This is a genomic window from Nocardia sp. NPDC051832, from assembly GCF_040681285.1.
Taxonomy (GTDB): domain Bacteria; phylum Actinomycetota; class Actinomycetes; order Mycobacteriales; family Mycobacteriaceae; genus Nocardia.
In genome coordinates this window covers 1012904-1039882 of sequence record NZ_JBFAYL010000001.1, presented here as the reverse complement: position 1 = coordinate 1039882, position 26979 = coordinate 1012904, and the positions used below count along the sequence as shown (strand labels likewise).

The 26979-nt window shown below is 67.3% G+C and carries 26 protein-coding genes; 10 read left to right on the top strand and 16 right to left on the bottom strand.

Annotated elements, in window-relative coordinates; translation table 11 throughout:
- Nucleotides 1-113: 113 nt before the first annotated feature.
- Nucleotides 114-1229 (top strand): tetratricopeptide repeat protein, encoded by a 1116-nt coding sequence (locus tag AB0M14_RS04535; RefSeq protein ID WP_364988720.1) that lies wholly within the window; start codon nt 114-116, stop codon nt 1227-1229.
- A complete protein-coding gene (locus tag AB0M14_RS04530) occupies nt 1216-2466 on the top strand; it encodes an ATP-binding protein (RefSeq protein ID WP_364988718.1) in 1251 nt (416 codons plus the stop codon). Before AB0M14_RS04535 ends, AB0M14_RS04530 begins: the two co-directional genes overlap by 14 nt.
- Here the strand turns inward: AB0M14_RS04530 and AB0M14_RS04525 are convergent.
- Nucleotides 2463-2696: a hypothetical protein gene (locus AB0M14_RS04525; protein WP_364988716.1), complete on the bottom strand. Its 234-nt coding sequence runs from the start codon at nt 2694-2696 to the stop codon at nt 2463-2465. The two genes, AB0M14_RS04530 and AB0M14_RS04525, sit on opposite strands and share 4 nt — an antisense overlap.
- A complete protein-coding gene (locus AB0M14_RS04520; RefSeq protein WP_364988714.1) occupies nt 2693-3118 on the bottom strand; it encodes a hypothetical protein in 426 nt (141 codons plus the stop codon). Before AB0M14_RS04520 ends, AB0M14_RS04525 begins: the two co-directional genes overlap by 4 nt.
- A gap of 163 nt (nt 3119-3281) precedes the next feature.
- On the opposite strand from AB0M14_RS04520, the gene AB0M14_RS04515 reads away from it, so the two are divergent.
- From AB0M14_RS04515 to AB0M14_RS04505, 3 genes are read left to right on the top strand one after another with little or no spacing between them, the layout of a single operon-like run.
- Nucleotides 3282-6134, top strand: a complete 2853-nt coding sequence (locus tag AB0M14_RS04515) for a tetratricopeptide repeat protein (protein WP_364988712.1) — start codon at nt 3282-3284, stop codon at nt 6132-6134.
- A gap of 38 nt (nt 6135-6172) precedes the next feature.
- Nucleotides 6173-6619 carry a Fur family transcriptional regulator gene (locus tag AB0M14_RS04510; RefSeq protein WP_364988710.1) on the top strand — a complete coding sequence of 149 codons (447 nt, stop codon included), beginning with the start codon at nt 6173-6175 and terminating at the stop codon, nt 6617-6619.
- On the top strand, nt 6616-8076 hold the full coding sequence (locus AB0M14_RS04505; RefSeq protein WP_364988708.1) for a catalase: 1461 nt from the start codon (nt 6616-6618) through the stop codon (nt 8074-8076). Before AB0M14_RS04510 ends, AB0M14_RS04505 begins: the two co-directional genes overlap by 4 nt.
- 115 nt (nt 8077-8191) lie before the next feature.
- Here the strand turns inward: AB0M14_RS04505 and AB0M14_RS04500 are convergent, their stop codons facing one another.
- The 10 genes from AB0M14_RS04500 to AB0M14_RS04455 form a co-directional block, all read right to left on the bottom strand.
- A complete protein-coding gene (locus AB0M14_RS04500; RefSeq protein ID WP_364988706.1) occupies nt 8192-8611 on the bottom strand; it encodes a hypothetical protein in 420 nt (139 codons plus the stop codon).
- 574 nt (nt 8612-9185) lie between these two features.
- The gene (locus AB0M14_RS04495; protein WP_364988704.1) at nt 9186-10418 is read right to left on the bottom strand and encodes an FAD-dependent monooxygenase; all 1233 of its coding nucleotides are present in this window, start codon (nt 10416-10418) and stop codon (nt 9186-9188) included.
- 109 nt (nt 10419-10527) lie between these two features.
- Nucleotides 10528-12258, bottom strand: coding sequence for an allophanate hydrolase (atzF, locus tag AB0M14_RS04490; RefSeq protein ID WP_364988702.1), 1731 nt, complete (start codon nt 12256-12258; stop codon nt 10528-10530).
- A 55-nt stretch (nt 12259-12313) separates the two neighbouring features.
- On the bottom strand, nt 12314-15988 hold the full coding sequence (gene uca / locus AB0M14_RS04485; RefSeq protein WP_364988700.1) for an urea carboxylase: 3675 nt from the start codon (nt 15986-15988) through the stop codon (nt 12314-12316).
- Between the two features lie 8 nt (nt 15989-15996).
- Nucleotides 15997-16704 carry a GntR family transcriptional regulator gene (locus AB0M14_RS04480; protein WP_364988698.1) on the bottom strand — a complete coding sequence of 236 codons (708 nt, stop codon included), beginning with the start codon at nt 16702-16704 and terminating at the stop codon, nt 15997-15999.
- Nucleotides 16705-16772: 68 nt separating this feature from the next.
- On the bottom strand, nt 16773-17333 hold the full coding sequence (locus AB0M14_RS04475; RefSeq protein WP_364988696.1) for a flavoprotein: 561 nt from the start codon (nt 17331-17333) through the stop codon (nt 16773-16775).
- 47 nt (nt 17334-17380) lie between these two features.
- Nucleotides 17381-17896 carry an N-acetyltransferase gene (locus AB0M14_RS04470; protein WP_364988694.1) on the bottom strand — a complete coding sequence of 172 codons (516 nt, stop codon included), beginning with the start codon at nt 17894-17896 and terminating at the stop codon, nt 17381-17383.
- 66 nt (nt 17897-17962) lie between these two features.
- Nucleotides 17963-19102 carry a Fic family protein gene (locus tag AB0M14_RS04465; RefSeq protein ID WP_364988692.1) on the bottom strand — a complete coding sequence of 380 codons (1140 nt, stop codon included), beginning with the start codon at nt 19100-19102 and terminating at the stop codon, nt 17963-17965.
- A gap of 92 nt (nt 19103-19194) precedes the next feature.
- Nucleotides 19195-19776, bottom strand: a complete 582-nt coding sequence (locus AB0M14_RS04460; RefSeq protein ID WP_364988690.1) for a carboxymuconolactone decarboxylase family protein — start codon at nt 19774-19776, stop codon at nt 19195-19197.
- Nucleotides 19776-20099, bottom strand: a complete 324-nt coding sequence (locus tag AB0M14_RS04455; protein WP_364988689.1) for a hypothetical protein — start codon at nt 20097-20099, stop codon at nt 19776-19778. Before AB0M14_RS04455 ends, AB0M14_RS04460 begins: the two co-directional genes overlap by 1 nt.
- A gap of 815 nt (nt 20100-20914) precedes the next feature.
- On the opposite strand from AB0M14_RS04455, the gene AB0M14_RS04450 reads away from it, so the two are divergent.
- Complete coding sequence (locus AB0M14_RS04450) at nt 20915-21457, top strand: hypothetical protein (protein ID WP_364988688.1); 543 nt, start codon at nt 20915-20917, stop codon at nt 21455-21457.
- 1007 nt (nt 21458-22464) lie between these two features.
- Here AB0M14_RS04450 and cutA read toward each other — a convergent pair.
- Together cutA and AB0M14_RS04440 are read right to left on the bottom strand one after the other, a co-directional pair.
- The gene (gene cutA, locus AB0M14_RS04445; protein WP_364988686.1) at nt 22465-22797 is read right to left on the bottom strand and encodes a divalent-cation tolerance protein CutA; all 333 of its coding nucleotides are present in this window, start codon (nt 22795-22797) and stop codon (nt 22465-22467) included.
- Complete coding sequence (locus tag AB0M14_RS04440; RefSeq protein WP_364988684.1) at nt 22776-23408, bottom strand: helix-turn-helix transcriptional regulator; 633 nt, start codon at nt 23406-23408, stop codon at nt 22776-22778. The genes cutA and AB0M14_RS04440 overlap by 22 nt, the downstream gene beginning before the upstream one ends.
- Before the next feature lie 118 nt (nt 23409-23526).
- Between AB0M14_RS04440 and AB0M14_RS04435 the strand changes: the two genes are divergently transcribed.
- The gene (locus AB0M14_RS04435; RefSeq protein WP_364988682.1) at nt 23527-23946 is read left to right on the top strand and encodes a hypothetical protein; all 420 of its coding nucleotides are present in this window, start codon (nt 23527-23529) and stop codon (nt 23944-23946) included.
- Nucleotides 23947-23956: 10 nt separating this feature from the next.
- On the opposite strand, the gene AB0M14_RS04430 is transcribed toward AB0M14_RS04435, so the two are convergent.
- Both AB0M14_RS04430 and AB0M14_RS04425 read right to left on the bottom strand, forming a co-directional pair.
- A complete protein-coding gene (locus AB0M14_RS04430) occupies nt 23957-24493 on the bottom strand; it encodes a kinase (protein ID WP_364988680.1) in 537 nt (178 codons plus the stop codon).
- Nucleotides 24490-25368 (bottom strand): GntR family transcriptional regulator, encoded by an 879-nt coding sequence (locus tag AB0M14_RS04425; protein WP_364988677.1) that lies wholly within the window; start codon nt 25366-25368, stop codon nt 24490-24492. The genes AB0M14_RS04430 and AB0M14_RS04425 overlap by 4 nt, the downstream gene beginning before the upstream one ends.
- A gap of 194 nt (nt 25369-25562) precedes the next feature.
- On the opposite strand from AB0M14_RS04425, the gene AB0M14_RS04420 reads away from it, so the two are divergent.
- Genes AB0M14_RS04420 through AB0M14_RS04410 form a run of 3 tightly spaced genes read left to right on the top strand, consistent with a single transcriptional unit; the run spans nt 25563 to nt 26944 of the window.
- Nucleotides 25563-26021 carry a hypothetical protein gene (locus AB0M14_RS04420; RefSeq protein WP_364988675.1) on the top strand — a complete coding sequence of 153 codons (459 nt, stop codon included), beginning with the start codon at nt 25563-25565 and terminating at the stop codon, nt 26019-26021.
- Nucleotides 26022-26023: 2 nt separating this feature from the next.
- A complete protein-coding gene (locus AB0M14_RS04415; protein ID WP_364988673.1) occupies nt 26024-26665 on the top strand; it encodes a DUF2637 domain-containing protein in 642 nt (213 codons plus the stop codon).
- Nucleotides 26666-26677: 12 nt separating this feature from the next.
- Nucleotides 26678-26944: a hypothetical protein gene (locus AB0M14_RS04410; RefSeq protein WP_364988671.1), complete on the top strand. Its 267-nt coding sequence runs from the start codon at nt 26678-26680 to the stop codon at nt 26942-26944.
- The last annotated feature ends 35 nt before the right edge of the window (nt 26945-26979 follow it).

Genomic DNA, 26979 nt, shown 5'->3' with positions numbered 1-26979 from the left:
TCACCGGGTGTGACCAGCGGAAACGATTTGGTATCGGAATCCGGCAGATCTCGTACCGATCGGTCTGCAAATTTAGGATCGCGGAGGTCGGCAAACCGAGACGAGGTGGTCTGGTGAGCGAGCGAACCATGTACCAGCGCGAGCGTTCGGCGGCCGGCGCGCGCCTCGCCCGGGCCATCCACCTGGAACAACTCGGCCGATATCAGGACGCGCGCACGCTCCTGGGCGAGGAACTGGCCAGCGATCCGGACAACGCGACCGCCGCCGCGTACCTGGCCGACGCGTGCCTGTCGCTGGGCGACTTCCGTGCCGCCGCGGACGCCGCCGACGCGGCGCTACGGGTGCGGCCGGATTCCGAGTTCGGGTTGCGCGCCCGGGCACTGGCCCGCAACGCCCTGGGCGAGGAGGGCGCCGCCGTGGCCGCGGCCCGCCGCGCCGTCGAGCTCGGGCCGGATTCGGCGGCGAATTACCGGGTGCTCGCGACCGTCACCAGAGCCGATCCGGAGGTGGCGATGCCCGCCGTCGAACGCGCGCTCGAACTGACACCGGAGAACGCGAACCTGCACTGGTTGCGCGGCTCGATCCTGCTCCAGCAGAGCAAGGCCGGCCTGCGCACCTCCAGCCAGGCGGCCGCCGCGTTCGGCCGGGCCCTGGACATCGATCCGGCCCACCCGGCCGCCGCACACGATCTGGCGATCGTGCGGCTGCGGTCGGGACGGCTGGGCGCGGCGGCCGGTGGCCTGCTGCGCGTCGGCGAACTCGACCCGGCCGCGATGGGCCCGCTGGTCCGGCGCAATATCGGACTCGTGGTGCATCGCGCCCTGGTCCGCGTGCACCTGTTGATGTTCCTGGTCGTCGGCGCGGTGCTGCTGTGCGGCTCCGCGCCCGAGACGGCGAATTCGCGGACGCTCGATATCGTGACCGGGCCCGGCCGGGTGATCGGTCTCACCGGACTGGCGGTGGTGCTGGCCGTGGTGCTCTTCGGTCTGCGCTCGGTACCGCGCCGGCAGTGGCCGAGTGTCTGGTCGGCCCTGCGGACCGACGTCGTCTCGATCGCGCGGGTGCTGCTGCTCTGCGTGATCTTCCTGCTCGTGCTGCTCGGGATCGGCACCGGCTCGGCCGATCCGATCGGCATCGCTATGCCCTGCGTCGTCTTCGGCGCGCTGGCGCTGCAAATCCTGCGCTGGATCATCCGATCTGTGAAGGAGACACACCATGCCCCGGCCTGAGGACGACCCGGTTCTGCTGGAAATGCTTGCCGCACTGGACCGTAGCCCCGACGTGTTCGCGCTGCGGGTGCGCGTGATCGAGCTGCTGGTCGAGCGCGGCCTGTTCACCGAGGCCCTGGCGCAATGCGGCGCGGCGCTCACCCAGGAACCCGGGAACGCCCAGGTTCTCGGGCTGTTGCGGCAGTGCACGATCGCCCTGGCCAGCAGCTCGGCTGGCGCGCTCCCGGGCGCCGCCGGGAAATCCGAAGCGCTCGACGAATACGACTTCTGGGCCGCCGCCGAAGAACAGGTCGGCGACATCATCGCCCCCGCGTTCCTCGATGCCGGTCCGGCCGAATTCGTCACCGACCGGGACGCGGGCACCGTGCGGAAGTCCGCGGTCACCCTGGCCGATGTCGGCGGCATGGACGAGGTGAAACGCCAGCTCGACCTGGCGCTGCTCGGCCCGCTCCGAAACCCCGCGCTGGCACAGGCTTTCGGCACCTCCGCGCGCGGCGGCCTGCTGCTGTACGGGCCGCCCGGCTGCGGCAAGACCTTCCTGGCCGCGGCGGTGGCCGGGGAACTCGGCGCGAACTTCTATCCGGTCGAGATCGCCGACATCCTCGACATCTACACCGGCGCCAGCGAACGCAACCTGCACAGCGTCTTCGAAGTAGCGCGCCGCAACGCCCCCTGTGTGCTGTTCCTCGACGAACTCGACGCGCTCGGCCACAAGCGCAGCCAGATGTCCGGCTCGGCGACCATGCGCACGGTCGTGAATCAGCTGCTCACCGAACTGGATTCGGCGACGAACAGCAACGACGGCGTCTACGTCCTCGGCGCCACCAACCATCCGTGGGACGTCGACGTCGCGCTGCGGCGGCCCGGCCGGTTCGACCGGATGATCCTGGTCGGCTTGCCCGATGCCGCCGCCCGCGGCTCGATCCTGCACTACCACCTGCGCGACCGCCCGGTCGCCGGCATCGATCTCGCCGCCCTGGCGCAGCGCACCGACGGCTTCTCCGGCGCCGACCTGGCCCATCTGTGCACCTCGGCGACCCAGCTGGCGATGGCCGACGCCATTCGCACCGGCGAGGTCCGCCCGGTCACCATGCACGACCTGGAGGCGGTGCGCGGCGATATCAAACCCAGTGCCGCCGCCTGGTTCGAATCCGCCAGGAACGTGGTCGAATTCGCCAACGGCGACGGCACCTACGACGAGCTGGCCCGCTATATGCGCGGCCGCAAACTGCGCTAGGCCGGATGCGGTCCGGGCGCGGGCCGCGGCTCACAGAACATCACGCACTCCCCGGGCGCGGTGGTCTTCGTGATTACCGGTGCACCGGCCTCGCCGAATTCCACGCCGTGCACGTAGGCCAGCACCGCGATGGCGAGCATGATCACGCCGGTGATCGCGTAGACCACCCGCACGGCGTAATCCTCGCGCAGCGGGATCGAGATGACCAGTGGCCCGAGCATGAGGATCACCGGCCCGCTCCGCTCGTCTCGGTCAGGCGGCGTGCGACTTCGGCTGCGGCGCGGGATATTTCGCGGCAACCGGTGCAGGCCCGCAGCGCGAGCACGCACATCACGTCGAGCAGCGTGACCCCGAGCTCGGCCGCGCGCAGCTGCGCGACCTCCCGATCCAGCGGCTGTGCGGGTGAAAGCTGCTCCAGCAGAATCATTTCCGCCAGCACGATGCCGGACAGTGCCTGTTCGCGCGTGAATCGGAGGCTGGTGGGCAGGTAGGACAGCACCCACCCGCCGCGCCCGGATTCGGGTAGATCGACCCGGAACGCCACCTCCAAAGCCACGTCGCTCGTGATGAGCCACTCCATTTCGGCGATCGCCATCGCGTGCCCCCCTTTCTGTTCGCCGCCGACGAGGGTGCAGTCGTCGACTGATCTCATGGTGGCAAGTTCGGGGCGGCTCGGGCGATCCCAGCAAACACCGAGATTTCGCGGCTAACAGCAGCGCCTTGACCTGCGGAAATACCGCTGGTACTCAGGAAATATCACAACCGTCGTCCCGAATTTCCGGTCCCGGGACCCGGTTCGGCGAAAGGGCACTGCCATGCGCACTGGTGACGGCGGCCGCGGCGGTTACGGCGCCGAGGATCGCAGGCGAGTGCGGGAGACCATGCTCGGCCTCGGATTGGCCGGCCACGAACTGCTGGAACCGCTGGTCGCCGAGTTCCGGCAGAGCGGCTGCCGCCCCCGGCTGGCGTGGCGGCACGCCAATGAACTCACCCAGTCCGCGGTGGCCGAGCGCTACAACGAGATCGTCGGCGGGCACGCGATGAAGGCCAGCCGGATCTCGGAATACGAGGCCTGGCCGCAGGGGCGCAGCGCGGTCCGGCCGACCGTGAGCGTCCTGAAAACCCTTGCGGCCATTTACCGTACGACCTGGGACGAGCTGATCGACGTCACCGACATCGGCGCCATGCCGGAATCGGAGCGGCACGAGCTGCGCAACGCGTGGGCCAAGCGCGCCGAGAGCCGGCTGACCATCTCGGCCGGCGGTGACCTGCCCGCCGAGGTACCGCACTTCACCGGGCGCGAGGCGGCGAAATGGGCGCTGCACGACCGGGTTATCGGGCATCTGCACGGCCGCCTGTCCGCCGTGCACGTCATCGACGGCCCGCCCGGCATCGGCAAAACAGTGCTGGCCCGCTACGCGCTCGCGGCCTTCGCCCGGCATTTCCCGGACGGCCCGCTCTGGTTCGATCTGCACGGCCACACCGTGGGCCGTGAGCCGCGCGAACCCGACGAGGTGCTGGCCCGGCTGCTGGTGGAGATCGGGGTGCCGCCGGAGAGCATCGAGGTCGATCCGGGCGCCCGGCCCGCGCAGTGGCGCAACGCCATGAAGGCGCGCCGGATGCTGCTCGTGTTCGACAACGTGCTCGACAGCGATCAGGTGAAACCGCTGCTCCCGCAGGCGGACGGGTGTTTCGTGCTGATCACCAGCCGGGCCAAGCTCACCGGCCTGGCCGGCTCGTCGCCGCTGCACCTGGACCCGCTCTCGGCCGCGGAAGCCGAGCGCCTGCTGGTCCGGCTGGCGGATCTGCGGCCGGGTTACGACGCCGCGGCGGTGCGCCAGATCCTGGAGACCTCGGGCGGCGTGCCGATGGCGATCCGGCTGATCGCCGGTCAGATCGCGCACCACGGTGAGGAGCTGCTGGCCGACAGCGCGCTCGAGTTCGCGACGCTCACCCAGCGGCTGAAGCAGTCGCCGGCTCAGTATGTGCTGGGCGAATCAGCGGCGCAGGACATCATGGAATGGTTCAGCGCCGAGGGCGAGTCGATGCTGGCGGCCTATGAGGTGTCCTACCGGCGGCTGCGGGATCCGGCGCAGCGCCGGGCCTTGCGGCTGCTGGGCTGGTATCCGGGCCCGGAGATCTCCGCCGACACCATCATCATGGCGGTCGCGGTCAACGGCGCCGAAGCGAAAGTATTGCTGCGCAAGCTGTTCGAGGCCGGATTCCTGGAGTACTCGCGCACCCGGCGCACCGGCGGCCGACGCTACCGCATGCACGATCTGACCAGGCTCTTCGCCAGACTCCATGCCGAACAAGAGGATTCGCCCTCCGATCACGCCGCCGTGCTGGGCCGGTTGATCGGCGGCAATCTGGCCATCGCCCGGCGGATGAGCACCCCGAAGCAGCCGGGTCCCGGGATCGGCGCCCGGCACGCCTATCCGGAGGACGCGGCGGCCTCGGCCGAATTCGCGCAGGCCGAGGATTGGCTGCTGGCGGAACGGGAGAACCTGCTCGCCTGCATCGACGCGGCGCCGTTCACCGCCGAGACCGCGGAACTGGCCCGGCGGCTCGCGCCCGCGCTGTGGGGACTGAGCTACTGGGCCGACGCGCACTGGCTCTACGACAAGGCCTTGCAGGTCGCCCGCCGGATCTCCGATCGGCACACCGAGACCGGCGTGCTGCTGGAGCTGGGCCGGATCGATCAGATCGGCGGCCTGTACAAACCGGCCCGGACCGCCTTCCTGCGGGCCTTCGATATCGCCGTCGAGCAGCTGGACACGCACCGGCAGGCCGAGGCGCTGTGCGAACTCGGACAGACCGCCTGGCTGACCGGCGACCACGGCGGTGCGGAATGGTTCTACGACAAGGCATTACGCATCGCCTGCGACGTCGGCTATCGCGAGGCCGAATGCGACGCCCGCAACGGCCTGGGGCACGTCGAGCGCCTGGCCTGCCACTACGACGTGGCGCAACAGCATTTCCGGACCGCGGCCGAGATCGCCGACGCGATCGGCGACCGGGTGCGCGCGGCGTCGGTGCTGTGGGGGCACGGCGAGGTGGTGCGGCGGATGGGCGACACCGACACCGCGCGCCGCGACTACACCGACGCGCTGCGGATCGCCCGGCAGTTCAATCACCCACGGACCCAAGGGGATGCGCTGCGCGGGCTCGGACACGTGGCGCGCTATGTGGGCGACTGGGAGGCCGCGCGGCGCTACTACAACGACGCGCTGGAGCTGGCGGTGCGAATCCGGGACCGGCACGGGGAGGCCTGGGCGCTGTGGGGCTTGGGCAACGTGGAGCGCAACACGTCGGAATTCGCCCTGGCGCGACAGCGTTTCGGCGCCGCCCACGACATCGCCGTCGAACTGAATCTGACCCTCGGGCAGGTCGACATCCTGCGCGGCATCGGCCATATCGAACTGGAGCTGGGCAACCACGACGAGGCCCGCCGCCGCTATCAGGACTCGCTGCGGGCGGCGGAGCGGATCAACGACCGGCACGGCCGGGCGGACGGTTTGCGCAGCCTGGGGGAGGTGCATGCGGCCACGGGCGGTATCGCCGAGGCGCGGGCGTGCCTGACCGAGGCGATGGAGTTGTTCGAGGCCATCGGGGTGCCGCTGGTCGCGGAGGTCCGGGCCGAGCTGCATCGACTTGATGAACTCTAATTCTTGACTAACTCCAGAAAAGCGTCCACGATGGGTTCATGCACACCATCGGCACCGACCCACGCGAGTGGCTGCGGCACGCGGGCCTGCGGGTCACCGCGCCGCGGCTGGCCGTGCTGCGTGCCGTAGCGGACCGGCCGCATTCCGATGCCGACACGGTGGCGGTCACCGTGCGGGCAGCGCTCGGGTCGGTGTCCACGCAGGCCGTCTACGACGTGCTCCGGGCTTGCGTGAACGCCGGGATCCTGCGCCGGATCGAGCCCGCGGGCTCGTCCGCGCTGTATGAGACCCGTACCGGTGACAACCATCACCACCTGGTGTGCAGGAGCTGCGGCACGGTCGCCGATGTCGATTGTGCGGTGGGGTCAGCCCCCTGCCTGACCCCAGCCGACGCCCACGGCTTCGTTGTCGACGAAGCCGAGGTCGTCTTCTGGGGCGCTTGCCCAACCTGTCAACGTTCACGAGCCGAGGAGGCTTTCGCATGATCAAGCCGACAACCACGAACACCGGCACCCCGGTCCCCAGCGACGATGAGTCCCTCACCGCGGGCACGCAGGGCCCGATCCTGCTGCACGACCATTACCTGATCGAGAAGCTCGCGCACTTCAACCGCGAGCGGGTGCCGGAGCGCGTGGTGCACGCCAAGGGCTCGGGCGCCTACGGCGAGCTGGTCGTCACCAACGATGTCAGCCGCTTCACCAAGGCCAAGCTGTTCCAGCCCGGCGCGCGCTCGGAGTCGCTGGTCCGCTTCTCCACCGTGGCGGGCGAGCAGGGCAGCCCCGACACCTGGCGCGATCCGCGCGGTTTCGCGGTGAAGTTCTACACCGAAGACGGCAACTACGACATCGTCGGCAACAACACCCCGGTGTTCTTCATCAAGGACCCGATCAAGTTCCCCGACTTCATCCACTCGCAGAAGCGTCTGCCGGGCAGCGGCCTGCGCGACCACACCATGCAGTGGGATTTCTGGACCCTGCGCCCGGAGACCGCGCACCAGGTGACCTGGCTGATGGGTGACCGCGGCATCCCGAAGACCTACCGCCACATGGACGGTTTCGGTTCGCACACCTACCAGTGGATCAACGCCGAAGGCGAGCGCTTCTGGGTGAAGTACCACTTCAAGACCGATCAGGGCATCGAGTTCCTGACCCAGGCCGAGGCCGACACCCTGGCCGGTTCCAGCCCCGATCACCACCGCAAGGACCTCTACGAGGCGATCGAGCGCGGCGACTTCCCGAGCTGGACGCTGAAGGTGCAGGTCATGCCGGTCGCCGAGGCGGAGTCCTACCGCTTCAACCCGTTCGACCTGACCAAGGTGTGGTCGCAGCGGGATTACCCGCTGATCGAGGTGGGCCGCTGGACGCTGAACCGCAACCCCGGCAACTTCCACGTCGATATCGAGCAGGCCGCGTTTGCGCCGTCGAATCTCGTTCCGGGCATCGGCTTCTCGCCGGACAAGATGCTGCTCGGCCGCGTCTTCGCCTACGCCGACGCGCACCGCTACCGGATCGGCGTCAACCACCACGAGCTGCCGCCGAACCGGGCCAAGGCCGCGGAGGTGAACTCCTACTCCAAGGAGGGCGCCATGCGGTTCGGCTACAACGATCCGAGCGTCCCGGTCTACGCCCCGAACTCCTTCGGCGGCCCGCACGCCCAGCCGCACCGGGCCCCCGACGGCGGCGCCTGGGACTTCGACCCCACCATGCTGCGCGCCGGCTACATCCAGCACCGCGAGGACAACGACTTCGCCCAGGCCGGGACCCTGGTCCGCGAGGTGTTCTCCGACGAGGAGCGCGACCGCCTGGTCGCCAACGTTTCGGGCCACATCCTCGGCGGCGTCCAGGAGCCGATCCTGTCCCGCGTCTTCCAGTACTGGAAGAACGTCGACGCCGACCTCGGCAAGCGCATCGAGGTAGCGGTCCGCGAGGGCCTCGAGGGCTGACCCTCGGCAACGCCAACTGAATACTGAACCCCCCCAGGTCGGGGAGGTGCGTGTCCACCCAGGTCGCACCTCCCCGACTTTTGTCTACCCAGGGGGCGGGTGGTCAATCATGGGATTACGCCCGGCGGGCGCGGAGACCGGCGACGCCGATGGCGAGGGCGGACACGATTTCGAAGAGGGCCGCGAACCAGGAGAATCCGGTGACCTTCGCGGCGGCCGGCGGGTTGATGAAGCTGTCGCTGAACGGTCCGAACCAGTCCGGCAAGAGATGGACCAGGGTGAAGCCGGCCGCACTGGCGAAACCGATGAGCAGGGCGGCGGTGGGGGCCCAGCGGTGCGCGGTGAACACCAGCGCGATGGTGACCACGGCCGCGAGCATCTGGATAGCGCCCAGGGCCATGACGGTCGAGGAGATCGTGTCCATGCCCCGGCGTAAATGGTCGTAACCGTGTACTACCAGCGCGACCGCGAATATCGCAGTGGCCCAGCGTAATTGGGTTGCTGTGTCGATCCGGGCGGCGGTGGTGCGCGTCATGGACGACTCCAATCGGACGAACGAGAGCTATCTACGACCAAGTGTAGTAGACAAGTCGCCGTTCGCGCGGAAATCGCGCGTTTCTAGAGCAGTCCCCACCAATAGAGCAGGCAGGCGAGCACCCAGACCACCACGGTTTCCATCGCATCCCCAATCCTCGTTCGTGCACCGAATTCCATTCTCCGGCATCGGCCGTCGCAGCGTGGGCGATTTGTCCTCTACCTGCATATTCACTCGTACAAGTTCTTCTTAAGGCCCCGCTAAGAGGGCGGTTGCAAAGTTGTCTCAACGCCGGAGAACAGCCACCAACCAAACCGGGGTGGGGGATCCGGGACCCGGCCTGTCTACGAGGGGTGGCAGGCCGAGTCGCGGAGGTAGAACCAACCGGGCCGGTCCACGAGGGGTGACCGGCCCGGTCGGTTTTTACCGGGCAGTACTCAGTGGCTCTTCCGGGAGCTGATCGGCGCCGCGCCGCTGCCGAAGGTAACCATTCGGGGTGCGCCGACGATCCCACCCACGGGTATGGGCGGGCCGATCACGAGGGGTGACCGGCCCGCCCAGCGGTTCAGCAGTGTCAGACCGTGTGCGGGGAGTAGTCCGGCAGGGCGTAGTCCTCGGTGGAGCTCATCATCTTGATCATCAAGGGGCGGAACAGTTTCGAGGTCATCAGCCGGGTGACGGCGTGGCCGGCCTTGATGCCCAGGCGGCTCTTGGGCGTCATCGCCTTGAGGCCGCCCGGGGGCAGCTCGTGCGACTTCTCGATGAAGGGGCGCAGCAGCTCTTCGTAGCGCACCAGGGCCTGCGCCAGATCGCCGGTGTGCGCGGCGATTTCACCGGCCAGCAGGTACCCGCCGGTGAGCGCCATCGCGGTGCCCTGGCCGGTGAGCGGCGAGCCGCAGTAGCCGGAATCGCCCAGCAGCACGACCCGCCCCTTGGACCAGGACGGCATATCGATCCGGGCCACCTCGTCGAAGTAGAAGTCGTCGGCCTCGGCCATCGCGGCCACGATCGTGCCGGCCTCCCAGCCGCCGCCTGCCAGCTTCTCGCGGATCAGCTGCTGCTGCGCTTCGACATTGCGGCGCAGCGACGGATCCGCGTCCGTGCGGATGGTGATGATCGCCTTGCAGGTCGCGGGATCGAAATCGGGCCGCAGGCCGATGTTGACCGCGCCGACCAGCGAGTGCATGGAGAACCAATTCGGTTCCAGGCCCGCGGGAGTCGGCATGGTGAAGAACGACATGTAGCCGCCGAGATAGGTGCTGAAGTCCGCCTCGGGACCGAAGACCAGGCGCCGGGTGGCCGAGTGCAGGCCGTCCGCCCCGATGACCAGATCGAATCGCTCGGTGGCGCCGGAGGTGAAGGTGACGTCCACGCCGTCCGCGTCCTGCTCGATCGCGGTGATCCACTCGCCGTAGCGGTAGTCGGCCCCGCCCGCGGCCGCGAGCTGGTCCAGCAGCACCTGGTTCAGGTCGCCGCGGGTGATCTCGATTTCGGCCACGGCGCCCTTGCCGTCGAAGGCCGCCATGTCCATCCGCAGGATTTCGCCGCCCTGGTCGTCGAGGTAGATCAGGCCGCGCTCGTCCATCTGACGTTCGCGGATGCCGGGCATCAGGCCCATCCGCTCGGCGACCTCGCCGCTGGCGCCGCGCAGGTCGACCGACTGCCCGCCGGGCCGGGGAGCGGTGGCCCGCTCCACCACGGTGGCCCGGATGCCGGCCCGGAGTAGTTGCAGCGCAACGGCATTGCCGCCGATTCCGCCACCGGAGACGAGGATGCGGGGCTGGGTGGTGGAGCGGTCGGCGTTCATGGTCTGTCCTCTGCGTTAGAGCGAATGTCTTAGACATATGTCTAACAGACGCCTTACACGTTTGTCTAGTACAAATGTGTAAGACGCTTGTTCGTCGAGGTCAGCGGGTTCAGTTGCGGTTCTGCAAGAAGGCCTTCCAGCCGCCGTACGAGGTGATGTCGGTAGCCGCCTGCGCGGCGTCGTAGGTGCACGCGAAGCCGATGACCGACCGCCCGTCCGACAGTTCGATGCTGGTCAGCGCCATCGGCGCGGGGAGTGCGGCCAGGAAGCCGCCCAGACCGGCGGGCGAGACCCGGAACAGCTCGCCGAGAATCGGCGCGCCCAGGCCCGCGCCGTGCCGGACCAGGCCCGGCTTGGGCGGCACGGTGTCCAAGGCGGTGAGGCGGTAGGCGTCGGTGGTGCGGATCTCTCCGGCGAAACGAGCGCCGATCTCTTCCAGCTGCCAGTGCAGCGGCTGTCCGCGCAGATGCGCGCCGAACACCGCCAGGTCCACACCGTGGTCGAGCAGGGCGGGGGCTTCGGAGCCCGTGATGCGGGCGGCGATATCGACCGCGACCTGATCGGCGAACGCGGGCACCACGACCATCACGCCGAACGGCGCTCCGTCGGCGGTGGGTGCGCCGGGGACGGCGACCGCCGCCATGTCCAGCAGGTTGCAGAAGTTGGTGTAGGCGCCCATCCGGCGATTGATGCCGATCGGATCCGCTTGCACCGCGGCGATACTCGGATGCTCGGTGGTGGTCGGCAGCAGCAGTCCGTCGAAACCGTCGAGCAGCTCCCGCGCGGCCGCCCGCGCCCGGGCCAGCGCGTCCAGGTCCGCGACGAAGCCAGGGCCGGTGGTTTCCCCCGCCGCGGCGATGATGGCCGCCACCGTCGGGTCGGCCCCGGCCGGCCGGGACGCCAGGAAGCCGCCGACGGCGGCATAGCGTTCGGCCACGATCGCGCCGTCGTAGAGCAGGCGCGCGGCGTCGAGCAGGCCGGAAATATCGACGATCTCCGTGGTGATGCCCGAATCGGCGAGGGCGGCAACGGTTCTGGTGAACGCCTCGCGATAGGCCGGAGTCAGGTCGGTGAGCTCCTCGGCCCGCGGAATCGCGAGCCGCGGGGCCGCGGGCGCGGCCAGCCGGACATCGGCCGGCCAGGAGCGGCTGCGGGGATCCCGGGCCTCCGGGCCCGCCATCACCGCGGCGGCCGCCACCGCGCGGTCCAGGTCGGCGGCGAAGACCGTGACGGCGTCATAGTCCGCGCAGGCCGGCACGACACCGTGTGTGGGGATGATCCCCAGCGAGGCCTTGATCCCGGCGATGCCGTGCAAGGCCGCCGGCACCCGGCCGGAACCCGCTGTGTCCGTGCCGATCCCGATATCGGCGATACCGAGTGCCACGGCGACCGCGGACCCCGAACTGGAACCACCGGAGATCAGTTCGGGATTCCGGGCGTGCCGGACCGCGCCGTAGGGGCTGCGGGTGCCGACCAGGCCGGTGGCGAATTGATCCAGGTTGGTCTTGCCCAGCACCAGCGCACCGGCCGCCACCAAACGCTCGATCGCCGCCGCGGTTTCGCCCGGGAGGTAGGCGAATTCCGGGCAGGCCGCGGTGGTCGGCAGGCCCGCGACGTCGATATTGTCCTTGACCGCCACCAAGATTCCGGCGAGCGGCAGGACGGCCCCCTCGGCCAGCCTGGCCTCGATCGCGGCCGCCTCCGCGGCGACCTCCGCCTCGGCCCGCAAGGTGATCCACACCTCGGGTCGATCCACCTCCGCGAGGCGCCGATACGCGGCGGCGACCCGCTCGGTGCAGGACTGTGGAGTTGCGGTGCTGCCGAGAATGCCCGAGGTCATGACTGGCCTTTCGAAGTGCTGAAGCGGTATGGCGGGGGAGTGGCGGCGGATACGGTCAAGCGACTCCGATCACGGCGAGCGGGGTGCCGGGGGACACCTTCGCGCCGGGGGTGGCGAAAACCTTCAACACGGTGCCCGCGTCCGGACTGTGCACCGGCAGTTCCAGTTTCATGGCTTCGAGGATGGCGACCGGAGCGCCGGCGTCCAACTGCTGCCCCTCCGAGATCTCCACCCGCCAGACATTGCCGATCATCGGCGCGGTCACCACTGTGGCGTCCGCGGGCAGACCGGCCAGCGGGTCGCCGGCGGGCTCGGCGGGCAGGTCGACGGTGGCGGCCCGCTCGAATTCGCCTGCGGCATACCAGGCTTGCTTCTCCACCTCGAAGGCCGCGGCCTGCTTGGTCTCGAACTCGGCGATCGCGTCGGCGTGCTCGTCGAGCATCCGCAGATGGTCGGCGAGGGCGAAGGTGCCCGGCCGCACGTCGGCTTCGAACCGCCCGGCCCGGGCGGCGGCCCGGTGCTCACGCAGTTCCGCGGGACTCACCGGCTCCCAGACGATCCGGTCGAAGAACCGGAACAGCCACGGCGTGCCCGGCTCGAACGGCGCGGACTGGCGATAGCTGGACCAGATCGGCACCGTCCGCCCGATCAGCTGGTAGCCGCCCGGCGATTCCATGCCGTAGACGCACAGGTACTTGCCCCCGATGCCGACCGCGTCCGACGGCGTCCAGGTGCGCGCGGGGTTGTACTTGGTGGTGACCAGGCGATGCCGCGGATCCAGCGGAACCGCCAGCGGCGCACCGAGATACACGTCGCCGAGGCCCAGCACCAGGTACTCCGCGTCGAAGACGGTCTCGCGCACCTGCTCGACGCTGTCGAGCCCGTTGATGCGCCTGATGAATTCGGTGTTCGACGGCAGCCAGGGCGCGGTGTCGCGGACACCGCTGCGGTACCGGTCGATCGCCTCGGCGATGGACGGGTCGTCGAAGGACAGCGGCAGCCGGATGGTGCGGCTGGGCACCTCGAGCTCGCCGGTGGCGGGCAGCTCGGCCTCCAGCTCGGTGAGCAGGCCGAGCAGGCGGTGCTGCGCGAGCACGTCGGGATCGAAGTGGATGTGCAGCGAACGGACGCCGGGCGTGAGATCGATGAGGCCCGGCAGCCCGGTGGCGGCCAGCGCCTCGGCCAGGGCGTGCACCCGCATGCGCAGCCCGAGATCCAGCACCATATCGCCGTATTCGACGAGGATGTTGTCGTCGCCGCCCCGCAGGTAGGCCACGCTGGGGCGGTCCGGGGCGGCCTCGACCGCGCCGAGCACGCCTCGATCCCGCAGTGCTGCAGGAAGATTCGGGATAGCCGGTGCACCGGCGAGCAGACTCTGCGCGGCAGCGAGGTCGTCAGGAACCAGGCCCGAGCGCGGCACCTCCGCCCGGCCCCGTTCGGCGTCGGAACGGCGCAGGGCGGCGGCGTCCGCATCGTCGATCGGCACGAACCGGATGGTGTCGCCGGGACGTAACTGACCCAGTTTCCAGCGCTGCGCCGACACCACGGTCAGCGGGCAGGCGAAGCCGCCCAGACTCGGGCCGTCCGGGCCGAGCAGGATCGGGGTGTCACCGGAGACATTCAGCGTGCCCACGCTGTACGGGTTGTCGTGCAGGTTGGACGGATGCAGTCCGGCGTCGCCCCCGTCGGTGCGTGACCAGACCGGCTTGGGGCCCTCCAGCCGGATGCCGGTGCGATTGGCGTGACTGCCGACCTTCCAAGGATGCGAATAGAACTGGATCATGTCGGCGTCGGTGAAATACGCGGGGGCGGTCTGCGGGCCCTCGCCGACCGCCACCTCCCACTCGTGCCCGAACTCCGGTTGCTCGTCGATCGCGATGGCGCGGGGCGTGCCGAGGCCGTCGCGATCGGAGACCACGCTCAGCACGTCGGCCGTAGCGACCGCCTGACCGGTGACGCCGCCGAAGCCGCCGAGGGTGAAGGTGGACGCGCTGCCCTGATACAGCGGCGCGTCGATGCCGCCCCGCACCGCCAGGTAGGTGCGCAGTCCGGTGTCGGTGGGCGTGCCGATATCGAGCACGGACTCCGCCGGGACCGTGATCGGTTCCCACATCGGCGCCGGCTGCCCGTCCACGCTGACCGGGACCGCCGCACCCGTCACGCACACCACGCTGGTCGCGGCGAACCGGAGCCGCGGCCCTTGCAGCGTGCATTCCAGCCCGGGTACGCCCACGGGGTTGCCGACCGCGGTATTGGCCAGGGTGAAGGACAGATCGTCCATCGGGCCCGACGGCGGAATGCCGACCTGCCACAGTCCGATTCGGCCGGGATGGTCCTGGATGGTGGTCATGGTGCCGCCCCGCAGCACGTCGATGCGCTGTCCCGCCGGGCGGATCTCGGCCAAGGTGCCGGTGGTGTGCTCGGCGGCGAGCACGCGCGGGTCGCGGGCGGCCGCGGCCAGCAGCTCCAGATTGGTTCGCACGCCGTAGATCCGGGTCTCGGACAGCGCCGCGGCCAGTTCCTCGAACGCCGCGTCGCGGGTGGCGCCGGAGGTGATGACCTTCGCCAGCATCGGGTCGTAGTACGGGCTGACCTCGGTGCCGGTCCGCACCCAGGAGTCCACCCGGGCCCGGGCCGGGAACTCGGCGGCGGTGATCAGGCCCGCGCTGGGCCGGTAGTCCTGACCCGGATCCTCGGCGTAAACCCTTGCCTCCGCGGCGAATCCGGTGAGCGCGGGTCCGCTGTCGGGCAGTGCGTCCAGCATCGCGGAATCCCCGCCGGCCAGCCGCAGCATCCACTCGACCAGATCGACGCCGGTGACGGCCTCGGTCACCGGATGCTCGACCTGGAGCCGGGTATTCATCTCCAGGAACGAGGCCGCGCCCCGATCCACGTCGTAGACGAACTCCACCGTCCCCGCCGACCGGTACCGCACCGACCCGGCCAGCTTGCGCGCGGCGGTCAGCAATTCCTCGGTCAGCGCGTCGTCCAGACCGGGTGCCGGGGCCTCTTCGATCACCTTCTGATTGCGCCGTTGCAGTGAACAGTCCCGGGTGCCCAGGCTGAGCACCCGGCCGCGCCCGTCGCCGAACAGCTGGACTTCGATATGCCGGGCGCGCGCCACGAAGCGCTCCAGGAACACCCCGGTGGAGGAGAAATTGGTGGCCGCGAGCCGCTGCACGCGCTGATAGGCCGCGCGCAGCTGCCCGGCGTCGAAGCAGGCCTGCATACCGATACCGCCACCGCCGCCGACCGCCTTGAGCATCACCGGGAATCCGATGCGCTCCGCTTCGACCACGGCGTGGTCGGCGGACTCCAGCAGGCCGCTGCCCGGAATCAGCGGTACGCCGACGGCGCGGGCCGCCTCCCGGGCGGTGTGCTTGTCGCCGAAGATGCGGAGCTGATCCGGCGTCGGACCGGCGAACGCGATCCCGGCCGCCGCCACGTCGGTCGCGAATTCGGTGTTTTCCGAAAGGAATCCGTAGCCCGGGTGGATCGCGCCCGCGCCGGTCGCCAGCGCGGCCTCGATCACCCGGTCGGCGCGCAGATACGACTCCGCGGCCGGAGCCGGGCCGAGAAGTACCGCGGTATCGGCCATTTCGACGTGCGGCGCGCTCGCGTCGGCCTCGGAGTAGACCGCGACCGTCCGCAATCCCAGCGCACGCGCGGTCCGGATCACCCGGCAGGCGATCTCGCCGCGATTGGCGACGAGCAAAGTATCGAACTGCATGATCACTCCTAATCAGTGGCCAGAGACATGGCCGCGATCGCGCGGGTCACCCGCTCGAGGACGACGTCGAGCGACTCCCCGATATGGCTGTGCAGCAGCCGGTGCGCCAGCGGAAGATCCTGTGCCAGAACGGCGTCCAGGATGCCCAGGTGTTCGGTGATGGTGGTCTCGATGCGGTTGTTGACCATGAAGTCGTACATCCGGACGTGCCGGATCCGGGAGTTCACCGCCTGGAGCGCCCGCACCAGCTCGGCGTTGCCCGCCGCGGTGAGCAGGGTGACGTGAAACTCCTCGTCGCGCACCACGAATCCGGGTTCCTGCTTCGGCGGATCCGCGTGCAGGGCCAGCCAGGCGGCACGCTCGGCGCGCAGCAGGTCGTGGTCGTGGATGACCGACGGATTGTCGATCGCACGCTGAATTCCGCCCAGCTCCAGAGTGATTCGCAGTTCGTAGAGATCGCGAACCAGCGGCAGGCTGGGCCGGACCGGACTGAACCCGTACTCCTCGCGGCGCAGCAACCCGTCCGAGCAGAGCACGGTCAGCGCTTCCCGGATCGGCGTGCGCGAAATCCCGAAGCGCGCGGACAATTTCGGCTCGGTCAGCCGTTCCCCGAACTTGATGTCACCGTTCATCAATTCGCTGCGCAGCGTCGTGTAGACGACGTCGCGCAGCGGCCGCCCCGCGGCCTCGGCCGGTGTGGCCACCCGTGTCGACATGCGTGTATACGCTATGGACCGCGCGTTTCCACGAGATCACGTCAAGTTAGCAAGCCGTAAGAGTCTGCTCACCGCGGCGGGAAACGGGGGTGCGTCAGCAACGCTTGCCAGGTGCGCGTCCACGGAAACATCGGAATGTGTTCCGCCCCTTCACCGGGCTCGTACGGTTCATCGATATCCGACCCGCCGACCACGATCACGCCCCAGTCCGCCAGCCGCCCGATCGCCTCCTGGACCGCCGGAAACTCCAGCAGCGCCCGATTCGAGAACGGCACCGCCACCACCGGTAGCCCTTTGCCCACCGCCTCCACCAGCAACCCGAGCGGCAACGTATCCGAGATCCCCGCGGCCCATTTGGCCAGTGAGTTCGCGGTGATCGGCGCGACGATCACCGCGTCCGCGGGCGGCAGCAGGTCCGGTGACCCCGGCTCCTTGTACTCACTGCGCACCGGATACCCGCTTTTGCGTTCCAGTTTCTCGACATCGATGAACTTCCGGCCGGCCGGCGAGGCGATCACACAAACCTCCCACCCGTCCGCCTGCGCGATATCGACGAGGTTGCCGATATCCCGCGCCGCGGTGGCCCCGGTCGCGATCGCGTAGAGGACAGGACGCCCGTGCTCGTTCATCAGTCCATGGTGACCCCGGAGTTCCGGTCCCGGCCACCGTATCGACCTCAGTCGATGCCGAAAGGCGCCGCGTAGCGGATCTTTCCGCTCGGCAACGGCCGATCGGCGGTCAGCGTCAGCGCCATCAATGCCTCATCCGGCACCTCGAAACTCACACTGATCCCGAACTCCGAAGCCCGCTCGAACCCGAACCGCGGGTAGTACTCCGGATGCCCGAGCACCACCACCGCATGCTCACCACTTTCCGCCGCCGCCGCGAGCACCGCCCGAATGGCCGCCGAACCCGCCCCCGTCCGCTGATACTCCGGCAACACCGAACACGGCGCGAGACACAACGCGGGCGTTTCCCCGACATAGCACCGCGTCAGCAGCGCATGCCCCACCGGCGTCCCATCACCCAGCGTGCTCACGATCGACAACCCGTCGATCCACGCCACGTCTTTGCGCAGCGCATCCACCAGGTCCGCTTCCTCGGCCGTATCGAAGGCGGCAAGCACGATCTCCCGAACCGCGGAAACATCCGCCGCCGTCTCGACCCGGGTAGCCCACTCACGAACTGTCATCCGTACAACCTAGGACAAGCACCAGCTGATCGGCCTCAGCTTTTCCGCCGGTGGGTCGGACCCAAACTAGGGCGTAAACAGCTCAGCTCTGAGCTTCGGGTAGGGGTCGGTGATCTGGCGCGGAACATCTTCCCGCAGCGCCATTTTCAGCTCCAGAAGGTTCGACCCCGCGACGTAGTGCCGGCTGCTGGTCGCGCCCCGAGCAGCGAGCAGGCCCAAATCCGACAACGCCTTCAGATCGCGGGTGGCGGTGCGCTCGTCGATCTCGGCCCGAGACGAGTACCCGTGCCGCCGAATACGGAAACCGATCAACGCGTCGTAGAGCGCATCTGCCACGCGATCGGGCAGTTTGTGCGCGGCGACGACCTGATCGAGCCGCGCCCACGCCGCCGCGGTGCGCCGCATGCGCCCCTCGACGGTCTGGGCCTGAATATCGTGCGCCCGCAGCGTGAACTTCACCCACAATCGGGCGTCGTGGGCGGGCGACCATCGTCCGGAACCCGAACGCGCCAGCACCCGGTAGTAGTCCTCGGTGTTCGCGCCCAGCCACTCCTCGATACTGCAGAACGGGGGTTCGGCGATGCCGCCGCGCGACACCATCAACGTTTGCAGGGCCCGCGCCATCCGCCCGTTCCCATCCCGGAACGGATGAATCATCACCAGATTCAGGTGCGCCATGGCACCGGCGACGATCGGTTCGATGTCGCCGGTGAGGGATTCGGCCAGCTCCGTCATCAGCTTCGGAACCATTTCCGAGCCCGGCCCCTCGTAGACCGTGTCCCCGCTGGCGTCGTCCCGCACGTAGATCGGTCCGGTCCGGTACTGCCCCGGGCTCTTCTGTAGATCGTGTCCCAACATCATGAAATGCAGTGCCTTGATGGTGGATTCGTCGATCGCCGTGCCGCCCTGCGCGACGGTCAGCACATAACCGAGCGCCTGCCGGTAGCCGCGTATCTCGGCGAAGGTGCGCTGGTCGGCGGTGAGAGCCTCCTCGTAGTCGACGGCGGCGGCTGCGTCGTCGGTCTTGACGACGTATCCCTCGATGCTGTTCGATCCGCGAATAGCGCGGGCCATCAATCTCCGTCGCAACAACCCGGGCCAGCGTTCGGACACCTGCATCGCCGAGGCCAGCGCGTCTCGCCGCTGATAGATGCCGCTGAGGATTGCTTGATCTGTGGAATCGAGCTCGGGTGTCACATAGAGCATGTCGTGCGCCTCCTGTCTCGATGTCGTCGATCTCGAGACATGCTCGGCATCGCTGTCTCTGGCCTTCAGGCGTCAGGACGCTCGGGCGCGGTCTACTGGTAGCCCCGTTTCAGCAGGAACTTCGCTCCTGAGGCGTAGCCGCTGGGGGTGAGGAGTTCGAAGCTGAAGGCGTCGGCGAGGCGGTCGGTGATATTGAAGGCGGCGCAGACAGCCAGGGCGTCTTCGATGTGTGCCCGGGTCACGCCGGTGGCGAGGACTTTTCGCATGTCGTCCGCGGTGGTCGTGCCTTCGCGGGTGAGTTTGCCGAGCAGGTGCAGGGTGGCGCGGAGGCCGTCTTCGATAGGGGCCGAGGTGAGGTCCGTGAGGACGGCTTGGACCTTCTTCTCGTCTTGGTAGGCCTGGGCGGCGGTCGCGGTGTGCGCGCCGATGCAGAAGGCGGTGTTGTTGACCTTCGAGACGTAGGCCGCCATCAGTTCGCGGTCGGCGACCGACCAGGGGGAGGGGCCGCGCATCGCCTCGTGGGTGAATTTCTTGGCGCGGTCACCGTAGAAGTCGGGGCGGTAGAAGACGAGTTTGGCGGCGTCGGGGATCGGCTGCCGGGAGAACAGGCGGATCAGCGCGAAGAGGGCTTTGGTTCCGGGGCGGTAGCCGGTGTTGAGGATGTCGGGGCGCATCAGCCGGTCGCCTCGTCCAAGGCGGCCAGGCCGGCGTCGTACTGCCGGGCCGATTGGCCCACCGCGGCGGCGATCACCAGCTCGAAAAGCTGATCTTCGCTGAAGCCGGCGGCAGCCGCGGCGGCGAAGTCATCGTCGGTGATCTCCGTCGGCTTGGTGGCCACCTTGTCGATCAGCGGTTGCAGCGCGGGCGGGACGCCGGTGTTGTCGAAGGCGCTGCGGCGCTCGTCGGCGGCGGACCGGCCTGGCCCGTGCCGGACCCGGTCGACCAGCTCGCGGAAGGTGACCCGTTTGTTGTCCTCCTGTGGCACAGCAGATTCCACGTGCCCAACGATAGTGCCGTTAGCTCGGAGTGGAAGCAGAAAGGCCCTGACCGTTGAAAACGGTCAGGGCCTTTCATGTGTCTCAACCAACACGTCGGGGTGACAGGATTTGAACCTGCGACCTCTTCGTCCCGAACGCTGCTCCCACGTTCCAGCGTGGGCTACGCAGTACCGCTGAGCTGGCCAGAAGTGCCGTCGAAGATCATCCAGTCACGGGCTGTGCTGTCGCTCTCGCTGCTTTTCTGCTGCCTCGCCGCGATGCTCGTGCCCAGTTCGCGGACTACTCTCTCCGCTTCCTCATACTAAGCCGTCCTGTGCTGAGGGAGGGCTAGTCAAGGGTGCCGTAGGCATCACGCAGTGACGCGCAGCGCCCTTTTACTCGCCCGGGGCGAAGTCAGATCATCGGCGGATGAGGAGGCGGGGATACCACTGATAAGCGGCATGTTAGTGCGTTAGCGGCCTGTACTGTTTCCGCCCGGCCAGTGCCTGTCTCCACTGCCCCGGTGGGGCTCACCGTTGAGCTCGGGCATGGCGCCTCGCAGTCCGTCGGGTGGGCGTACGACCGAAGCTGGTTGTTCGGGGCACCTTTTCGAAGCGATCATGTCAAGATGACTTGCAGCCCAGGACAGTTCGCGGACGCCGACTGTCCATCGGATCGGAGCCGGGCTTGCGAGGGACTCAAGAACGGTGCCTTGGCAAGCCCGAACGCACTGGGCGACAGAACCGATAGCTCGTTTCATTTGATTGTCAACCGTTTTCGTGTGGGTTCCGATTCGATCCGCACATAGGGCATTCGAAACAGAAAGGTCACTGCGATGGAGCTCAAGACAGAGTTCGAGATCACTCCGGCCCCTCTGCTCACGGCATCTCAGTTCGTCTTCAACCGCTCGGATACCACAAGTAGCCGGACCTTGATGTTCCACGAGCGCGTGGAACAGACGGTGGCGTGGAAGCGGATCGAGACCGTCACGCAAGCCGTCGAGGCGACTCTGGGGGAGTATCAGATCAGCTTCCGTGTCGATGGTGAAATGGAAGTCGCAATACCGGTGGGGCCGATCGCGCTCACCTTGGGTACCGGTGACGAGGGAACGGAAAAGACGAGAGTCTACGTGCGGCTCATGCCTCCTGTCCATATTCCGCCCAAGAGCAAGCTCACCGCGACCATGACCGTCTATGGAGGTCAGACTCGGGTAGGCCTCGCTGAGGAGTGGTCGGCTTGGAAGATCACTCTCGAGTGCCCGCTGTACGCCGAGGTGGACTTCGTGGCCGAGCCGCTCGCCGGGGAAACTGGAGAAACCCGGACATGGAAGTCGGACATTGTGGCACTTGCCGATGGTCCTCATTTCTCACACCCTTAGCTCCGACCGCAGCGGCCAGCGCTTCCGCGCCGAGCTACGGCCATGGTTGGCTAAGCGCTGGAAGCGGTTGCCTCACATAGGTATTCGATCGCACTGTTGTCGAGTTCCAGAGCGGAATAACGCCACCCTCAAAGAACAAGTAGGTCACGCGAAACCGTGACCTACACAACCCGATTGAGCCCCGCCCGGCGATCGGCGGGGCTCAATCGTTCTGCCCGGCGTCTCGATCCGTGACGTCATCGGCATTACAGGTCGTCGCCGAAGCGGAACCACGGCCAGTCGACCGGGCAGAGTGCTGGCCGCTTCGTGCTCAGCTGCGGGAGGTAAGTCGGGTACGGCTGCCCAAGCTCCCACACTTCTCGGTTCATGCAGAGGCGACCAAACATGTCCTGGAGTGGAAGTTGCGGGCGTAAGCGCGGTTACCGACGTGCCGACGCGGCCGCCTGCCGCAGCGAAGCGGAGGCCGGCGGTTGCGCGGCGCGGCGCGGCGGTAGCCGCGCTGGCGGCGCGCAGCGCCGCTCTTGATCCTGTATGGCGGAATTCGGCAATCACCGAGTTAGCCGGTGGTTGCGCAGAAGGCCAACAACGGCGTCAGGAATCCCGAACCTGAACGCGAGATCGCTCCGTGTTCGCTGGAAGGGCCGGAATGTGCTGGGTTCCAACGGTTTCGGTCGGTGAGCTGGCGTATGGTGATGGCACCTCTTCCCGCGGGGCGGTGGACATTGGTCCAGACATCGCGCCCAGGGAGGAGGTGGTGGGGAATGGCGAAACATCGCCGGAAAAAGCAAGAGGCTCCGGTCGACTACGGCATCATCTTTGCGGGAGTTGCCGTAATCGCCGGAGCACTCGTCTTGGTCCGCTGGTTGCGAGCTAAGTAACCCACCAGATGGGGCGTCGTGTCAACGACGGCGTCCCATCGCCCAGCATCACTTGCGTGACCGCTCAATTGTACCAACTGTGCACACCGTCCACACCTGGCTGGAACGTGCAGTTGTCCGGGTCGCGCCCTAGTCTTCGCGCGTCGAATCCAGCACCCACTGCATGTACCCGGCGTGCGCATCCACCACGGGCACCGCTAGTACCTGTGGCGTCTCGTCGGCGTGCTCGGCGTTCGCTCGCTCGATGATCGCCGACACGAGCGACCGCCGAGTGTGCAGAACCACCAGGTTCTCGGTGTCATCGTGAATCTGGCCGTCCCAGCGGTAGATCGAGCGAATGCCGGGGATGATGTTTCCGCACGCCGCCAGTCGGTCTGCGACCAATCGCTTCGTGAACTCGGCCAACCACACCGGGTCGGACGCGGTGACGGACACGTCTACTAATTCGGTCTCTTGGGCCATGCCCGCAAGTTTCCATCAGTCGCAACCAGTTCCGCTATCACCTGCTCGACCTGATCACGCTCGCGAGCGATCGCACCCCACCCGCGGATTACCAAACCCGCCTGACTGAGCCCGACCCACGAACCGACCATATACGAACCATGCGGGTGCAAGGCGAAGTACAAGGTGCCCTTGGACCGCACGGCGCCGTCGGTTGCGACGTACCAGCCCATCAACGATTCGCCGTCCCACAATCGCATCTGGCCGCGCCATTCATAGCTGCCCTCTTGGACGCTGCGGGCGCGTGACCCATCCAGCGCCAGCACTGCACCATCCTGTGCGACAGAGAGCGGGTGGACATCGATCCGTTCAACGTCGTCCAGCCAGGTTTGCCAAGCGGCCCACCAGTGACCGGTCAAATCCAGACCTTGCGTCGCAACGCCGGCCAACTCAGTCAGGGAAATATCCAGCGCGGCTGCCAATGCAGCGGCGTTCGACAGCGACGGCTCAGATTTGCCGTTTTCGTATCGGTCAATCGTCCTCTTGTCGACTCCGATCGCCGCGCCCAACTCTTCCTTACTGAGGCCCTTTTCCTCTCGGGACCTACGGATCACGTCGGCTGTCCTGCTCACCGGTTCATCCTCTCTCGTCTGCTCAAACCTGCGCAAAGGCTGGCATGTGGTCGTAGCATCGATGACAGATCTGTCATTCAGCGACAATCATGTCACCTTCCGGAGGGGGCGAACACCCATGAAGAAGCGAGCAGTGCTCTACCTGCTGAAGGATTTGTCCGGCAAGAACCAAGAACGCCACGAGCGCGAGATGGCGAATCTGGCCCGCGAATGGGGCTTCGACGTTGCGCGGCGGTTGGCAATCCCTCGAACCTCGACGACTCCCTTGATGGGCCTGGTTAAGTCCATGTACAAGGTCGAGGCAGCTGCGGTTTTCGTGCCGAATCTCGCACATCTGATGCGCGGGGAACGCGCCGTGACTGAGCGGTGCCTGCTCGTCGACACGTCCACACGTGCGACGTACCGGAAGTACCACAAATGGCCGAATACGCTTGGAAGCAAAGGATACTCACGCGATTTCGACTTCGTCTTCGACGATGCCGAGAAGGAGGAGGCTTGGCTCGCCGCCTGTCGACTGACCCGCATAGAGCCGCAGTAGCGGCCGCGGCTCAGTCGTTGGACTCAAGTCTCCTGAGGATCAACTGCGCAGCGCCAGTCGGCTGGACCTGGTCGGTGTTGACCACGAGATCGGGATTGCGAAGGCGCGGGGTAGCGTCCCACGCGGCCATTCGGGCAGCAGTGTCACCGGTGGCACGCTGAGCGCTCCTGGCCTGCGCGGTTTCTCGCGAACAGGTCAGTTCAACCACCGTCCAGCTGGCTTCTGGCACGGCTTCGCGAATGGCATCGACGACTTCGGGTTGTCCGGCATGGACTACTGGGATCGATCCAGCTTCGAGCGTGAGCACAAGAGTGGGGCGGTCGATCACGTATCGAGCTCCGTAACGTGAGTTCTCCCAAGCGATTTGGCCACTGGCGGCTAGGTCGTTGAGGAAGCCTTCGGTGACCATTCGATAGCCCACAGTCCGCCCCGGCCCCGCCTTGAACCGCTCGTAGAGCTGGAACCGTGAGTCGGCGGCAGTGAGAGTCGCCGTCACGGTGTCCTTGCCCGAGGCCGGCGGACCATAAAGGAGAAGACCGTGGTTCATGACTTCGGGTCCGCAGTGACGGCGGCCTGCCGGGCCAGATTCTCAGCCAGGCGGCGAGCCTGCATGTGTAGCGGCTTGCTGTCTGGGTCGTTGTCGATCACGACATGCGGCAGCAGAGGCCGAAATTCCAAATCGATTTGGCGGGAGTGTTCATCCCAGTTCGCGAGCTTCCAGCGATCGCGGGCTGCGCCACGTCGTCGCAGGTACATGTGCATGGTTTCCAAGGTGCAGCGGACCCAGACGAACGTAACGTCGGCCTGGTCCTCGTTGAACCTGGCTTCAACATTCTCCAGCCAGTTCTGATCGTTGAACTCTCGCAGGTATGGGGCGCTGCCGATGCAGGAATTGCCGCACTGGACGTTGTCGCGGATGACTGCATCCAGGGCTTCGTACTCGCGCGGCCGAATCCGGGTGAGGTAGATGTCGGACTCGCGATCATCGAACGTGGATCCGAGATCCTCAAGCGCGGGCTCGATGATTGGTCGGGCGATTGTGTCCTTATCCAGGAGAGCCCAGCCGGTCATGCGGGCAAGTACGCGGGAGAACTCGGACTTCCCACTGCCGGGCCAGCCTCCGACCAGGACGACTTGCGGCCTCGCTGGACGTTCGGGATCGGCTGTCAGCAGACGCTGGCGTACGTCGGCGGGCGTGGTGACCACACGTCCCGAGCGCGCCTTGCTAGTGACGAATCCATCTTCGACCAGCAGCTTTACGGCCTCGCTGATGGTGAAGACGCTCACCTCCCACTGAGCCGCTAGTTCCCTCGTCGAGGGCAATCGCTCGCCATCACGCAGGCGACCGGCCTCGATGTCGTTCCGGATGCCTTGGGCTACCCGCCGATGCATCGACATCCGCGGTTGCTGCGACTCGGACACGAGGTCTCCTTCGATAACAGTTGGCTAACGGAGCATAACAGTTAGCAGGGTTGATGCCACGTCCCCGGCCTGTTGATCTCCGTTAGCTGCACTTTCACTCGAAATAACAGTTGTTATGATTCATAACAACTGATAGGTTCGTGATATTCCGCACAGCGAGTGTGGGAGTCATCACCGAACAAGGAGACATCGACATGGCAATCCCCAAGGGCTACGGCTTTCCGATCGAGTTCAACACCGCATTCCCGGAGCGGCTGCTGTTGATGAGCCCCATCGGGCCAGCGATCAAGTACAACTCCGACCGCAACGCGGCCCCCGAGCAGAAGTACGACATCGACCCCAAGACCGGTGAGGGCACGGGCCTGCCGCTGTGGACCGCGACCGTCAGCGACCCCCAGGGCAAAGGCCGACGGGCGTCGTTCGAGATCACCTTCGTCGCCCGGCAGCAGCCGGTCCCCGCTGGCCAGCAGCTCTCGGACTCGATCTGGTTCATCGAGCTGGAGGGTTTGACCGCCCACCCGAAGGTTTCGGGTCAGGGCGAGTTCAAGTACCTGGACTACGTCTACCGCGCGACCGGCATCAAGGGTGACAACTCCGGTGCCAAGCAGCCGCCGAGCGATCCGGGTGCGTCGCGTCCGGCTAAGGCGGCCTGATCATGGGCACGAACGCAGCCACCAGGGCCATGTTCGCCGCACGGGTCTTCGCGGTGCTCACCATCGTCGTAGTCGGCGTAGCGGCGTTCGTGCTCAGCTTCACCACGTTGCGGGATCTCGCTGTGCTGGCGCACATTCCGGAGCAGTGGGCGTGGTGTCTGCCGGTCGTGATCGACGGCACCATCATTCAGGCCACTCTCGGGGTGCTGGTGCTGGCGGCTTCCCCGGAGCGTCGCTGGTTCATGTGGGTGCTGGGAGTCGGGGCGGTGGTCTCCATCGCCGGTAACAGCCTTCACGCTGTTGCCGCCGGTCGTGAGCTGCCGTGGTGGGTGGCTGCGCTGGTGGCGGCTATCGCCCCGATCTCCCTGCTCGTCGACACACACGGCCTGGCCGTGCTCGTCCGTGCGGCACAACCTGTTTCGGCGCCAGAGCCGGTCGCGGTGCCGGTGGCCGACGAGTTGGCCGGCCGACCCGAGCAACTTCCCGAACCTGCCCCACTTCCTGAGCCCGAACCCGTGCGTGTGCCTGAGCCGGTGCGTGCGCCCGCGGCTCCAATCGTTCCCTCGACTCGCCCGGTGATCCCGGTGCGCCCCATTCATCCCCCGCGACCAGTGCAAGAAGCGCTGCCGATCGCGGTCTCCTAGAAGGAGCTCGACATGAACACTCTTGTGACGACTGATGTATCGGTCGACGTAGACCCGACAGCCGAATACCAGCCCGCGCACGGCTACATCTACGGCCTGAATAACCAGTATCAGGGGTGGATGGATGCCTACATCCTGGTCCGCTGCGGCCGTGATGTGCGGATGGCACTCGACATTGGGCACGCCCGTGCTCTGGCCGCTCAACTCACTGCCGAGCTGGCCAACCACGACATCGCGACCGCCGACTACAGCGTCGACCTGGTCAAGGCGGTGGCGTGATGCGCGCCGTCGTTCTCCGCAACCCGGCTATGGCG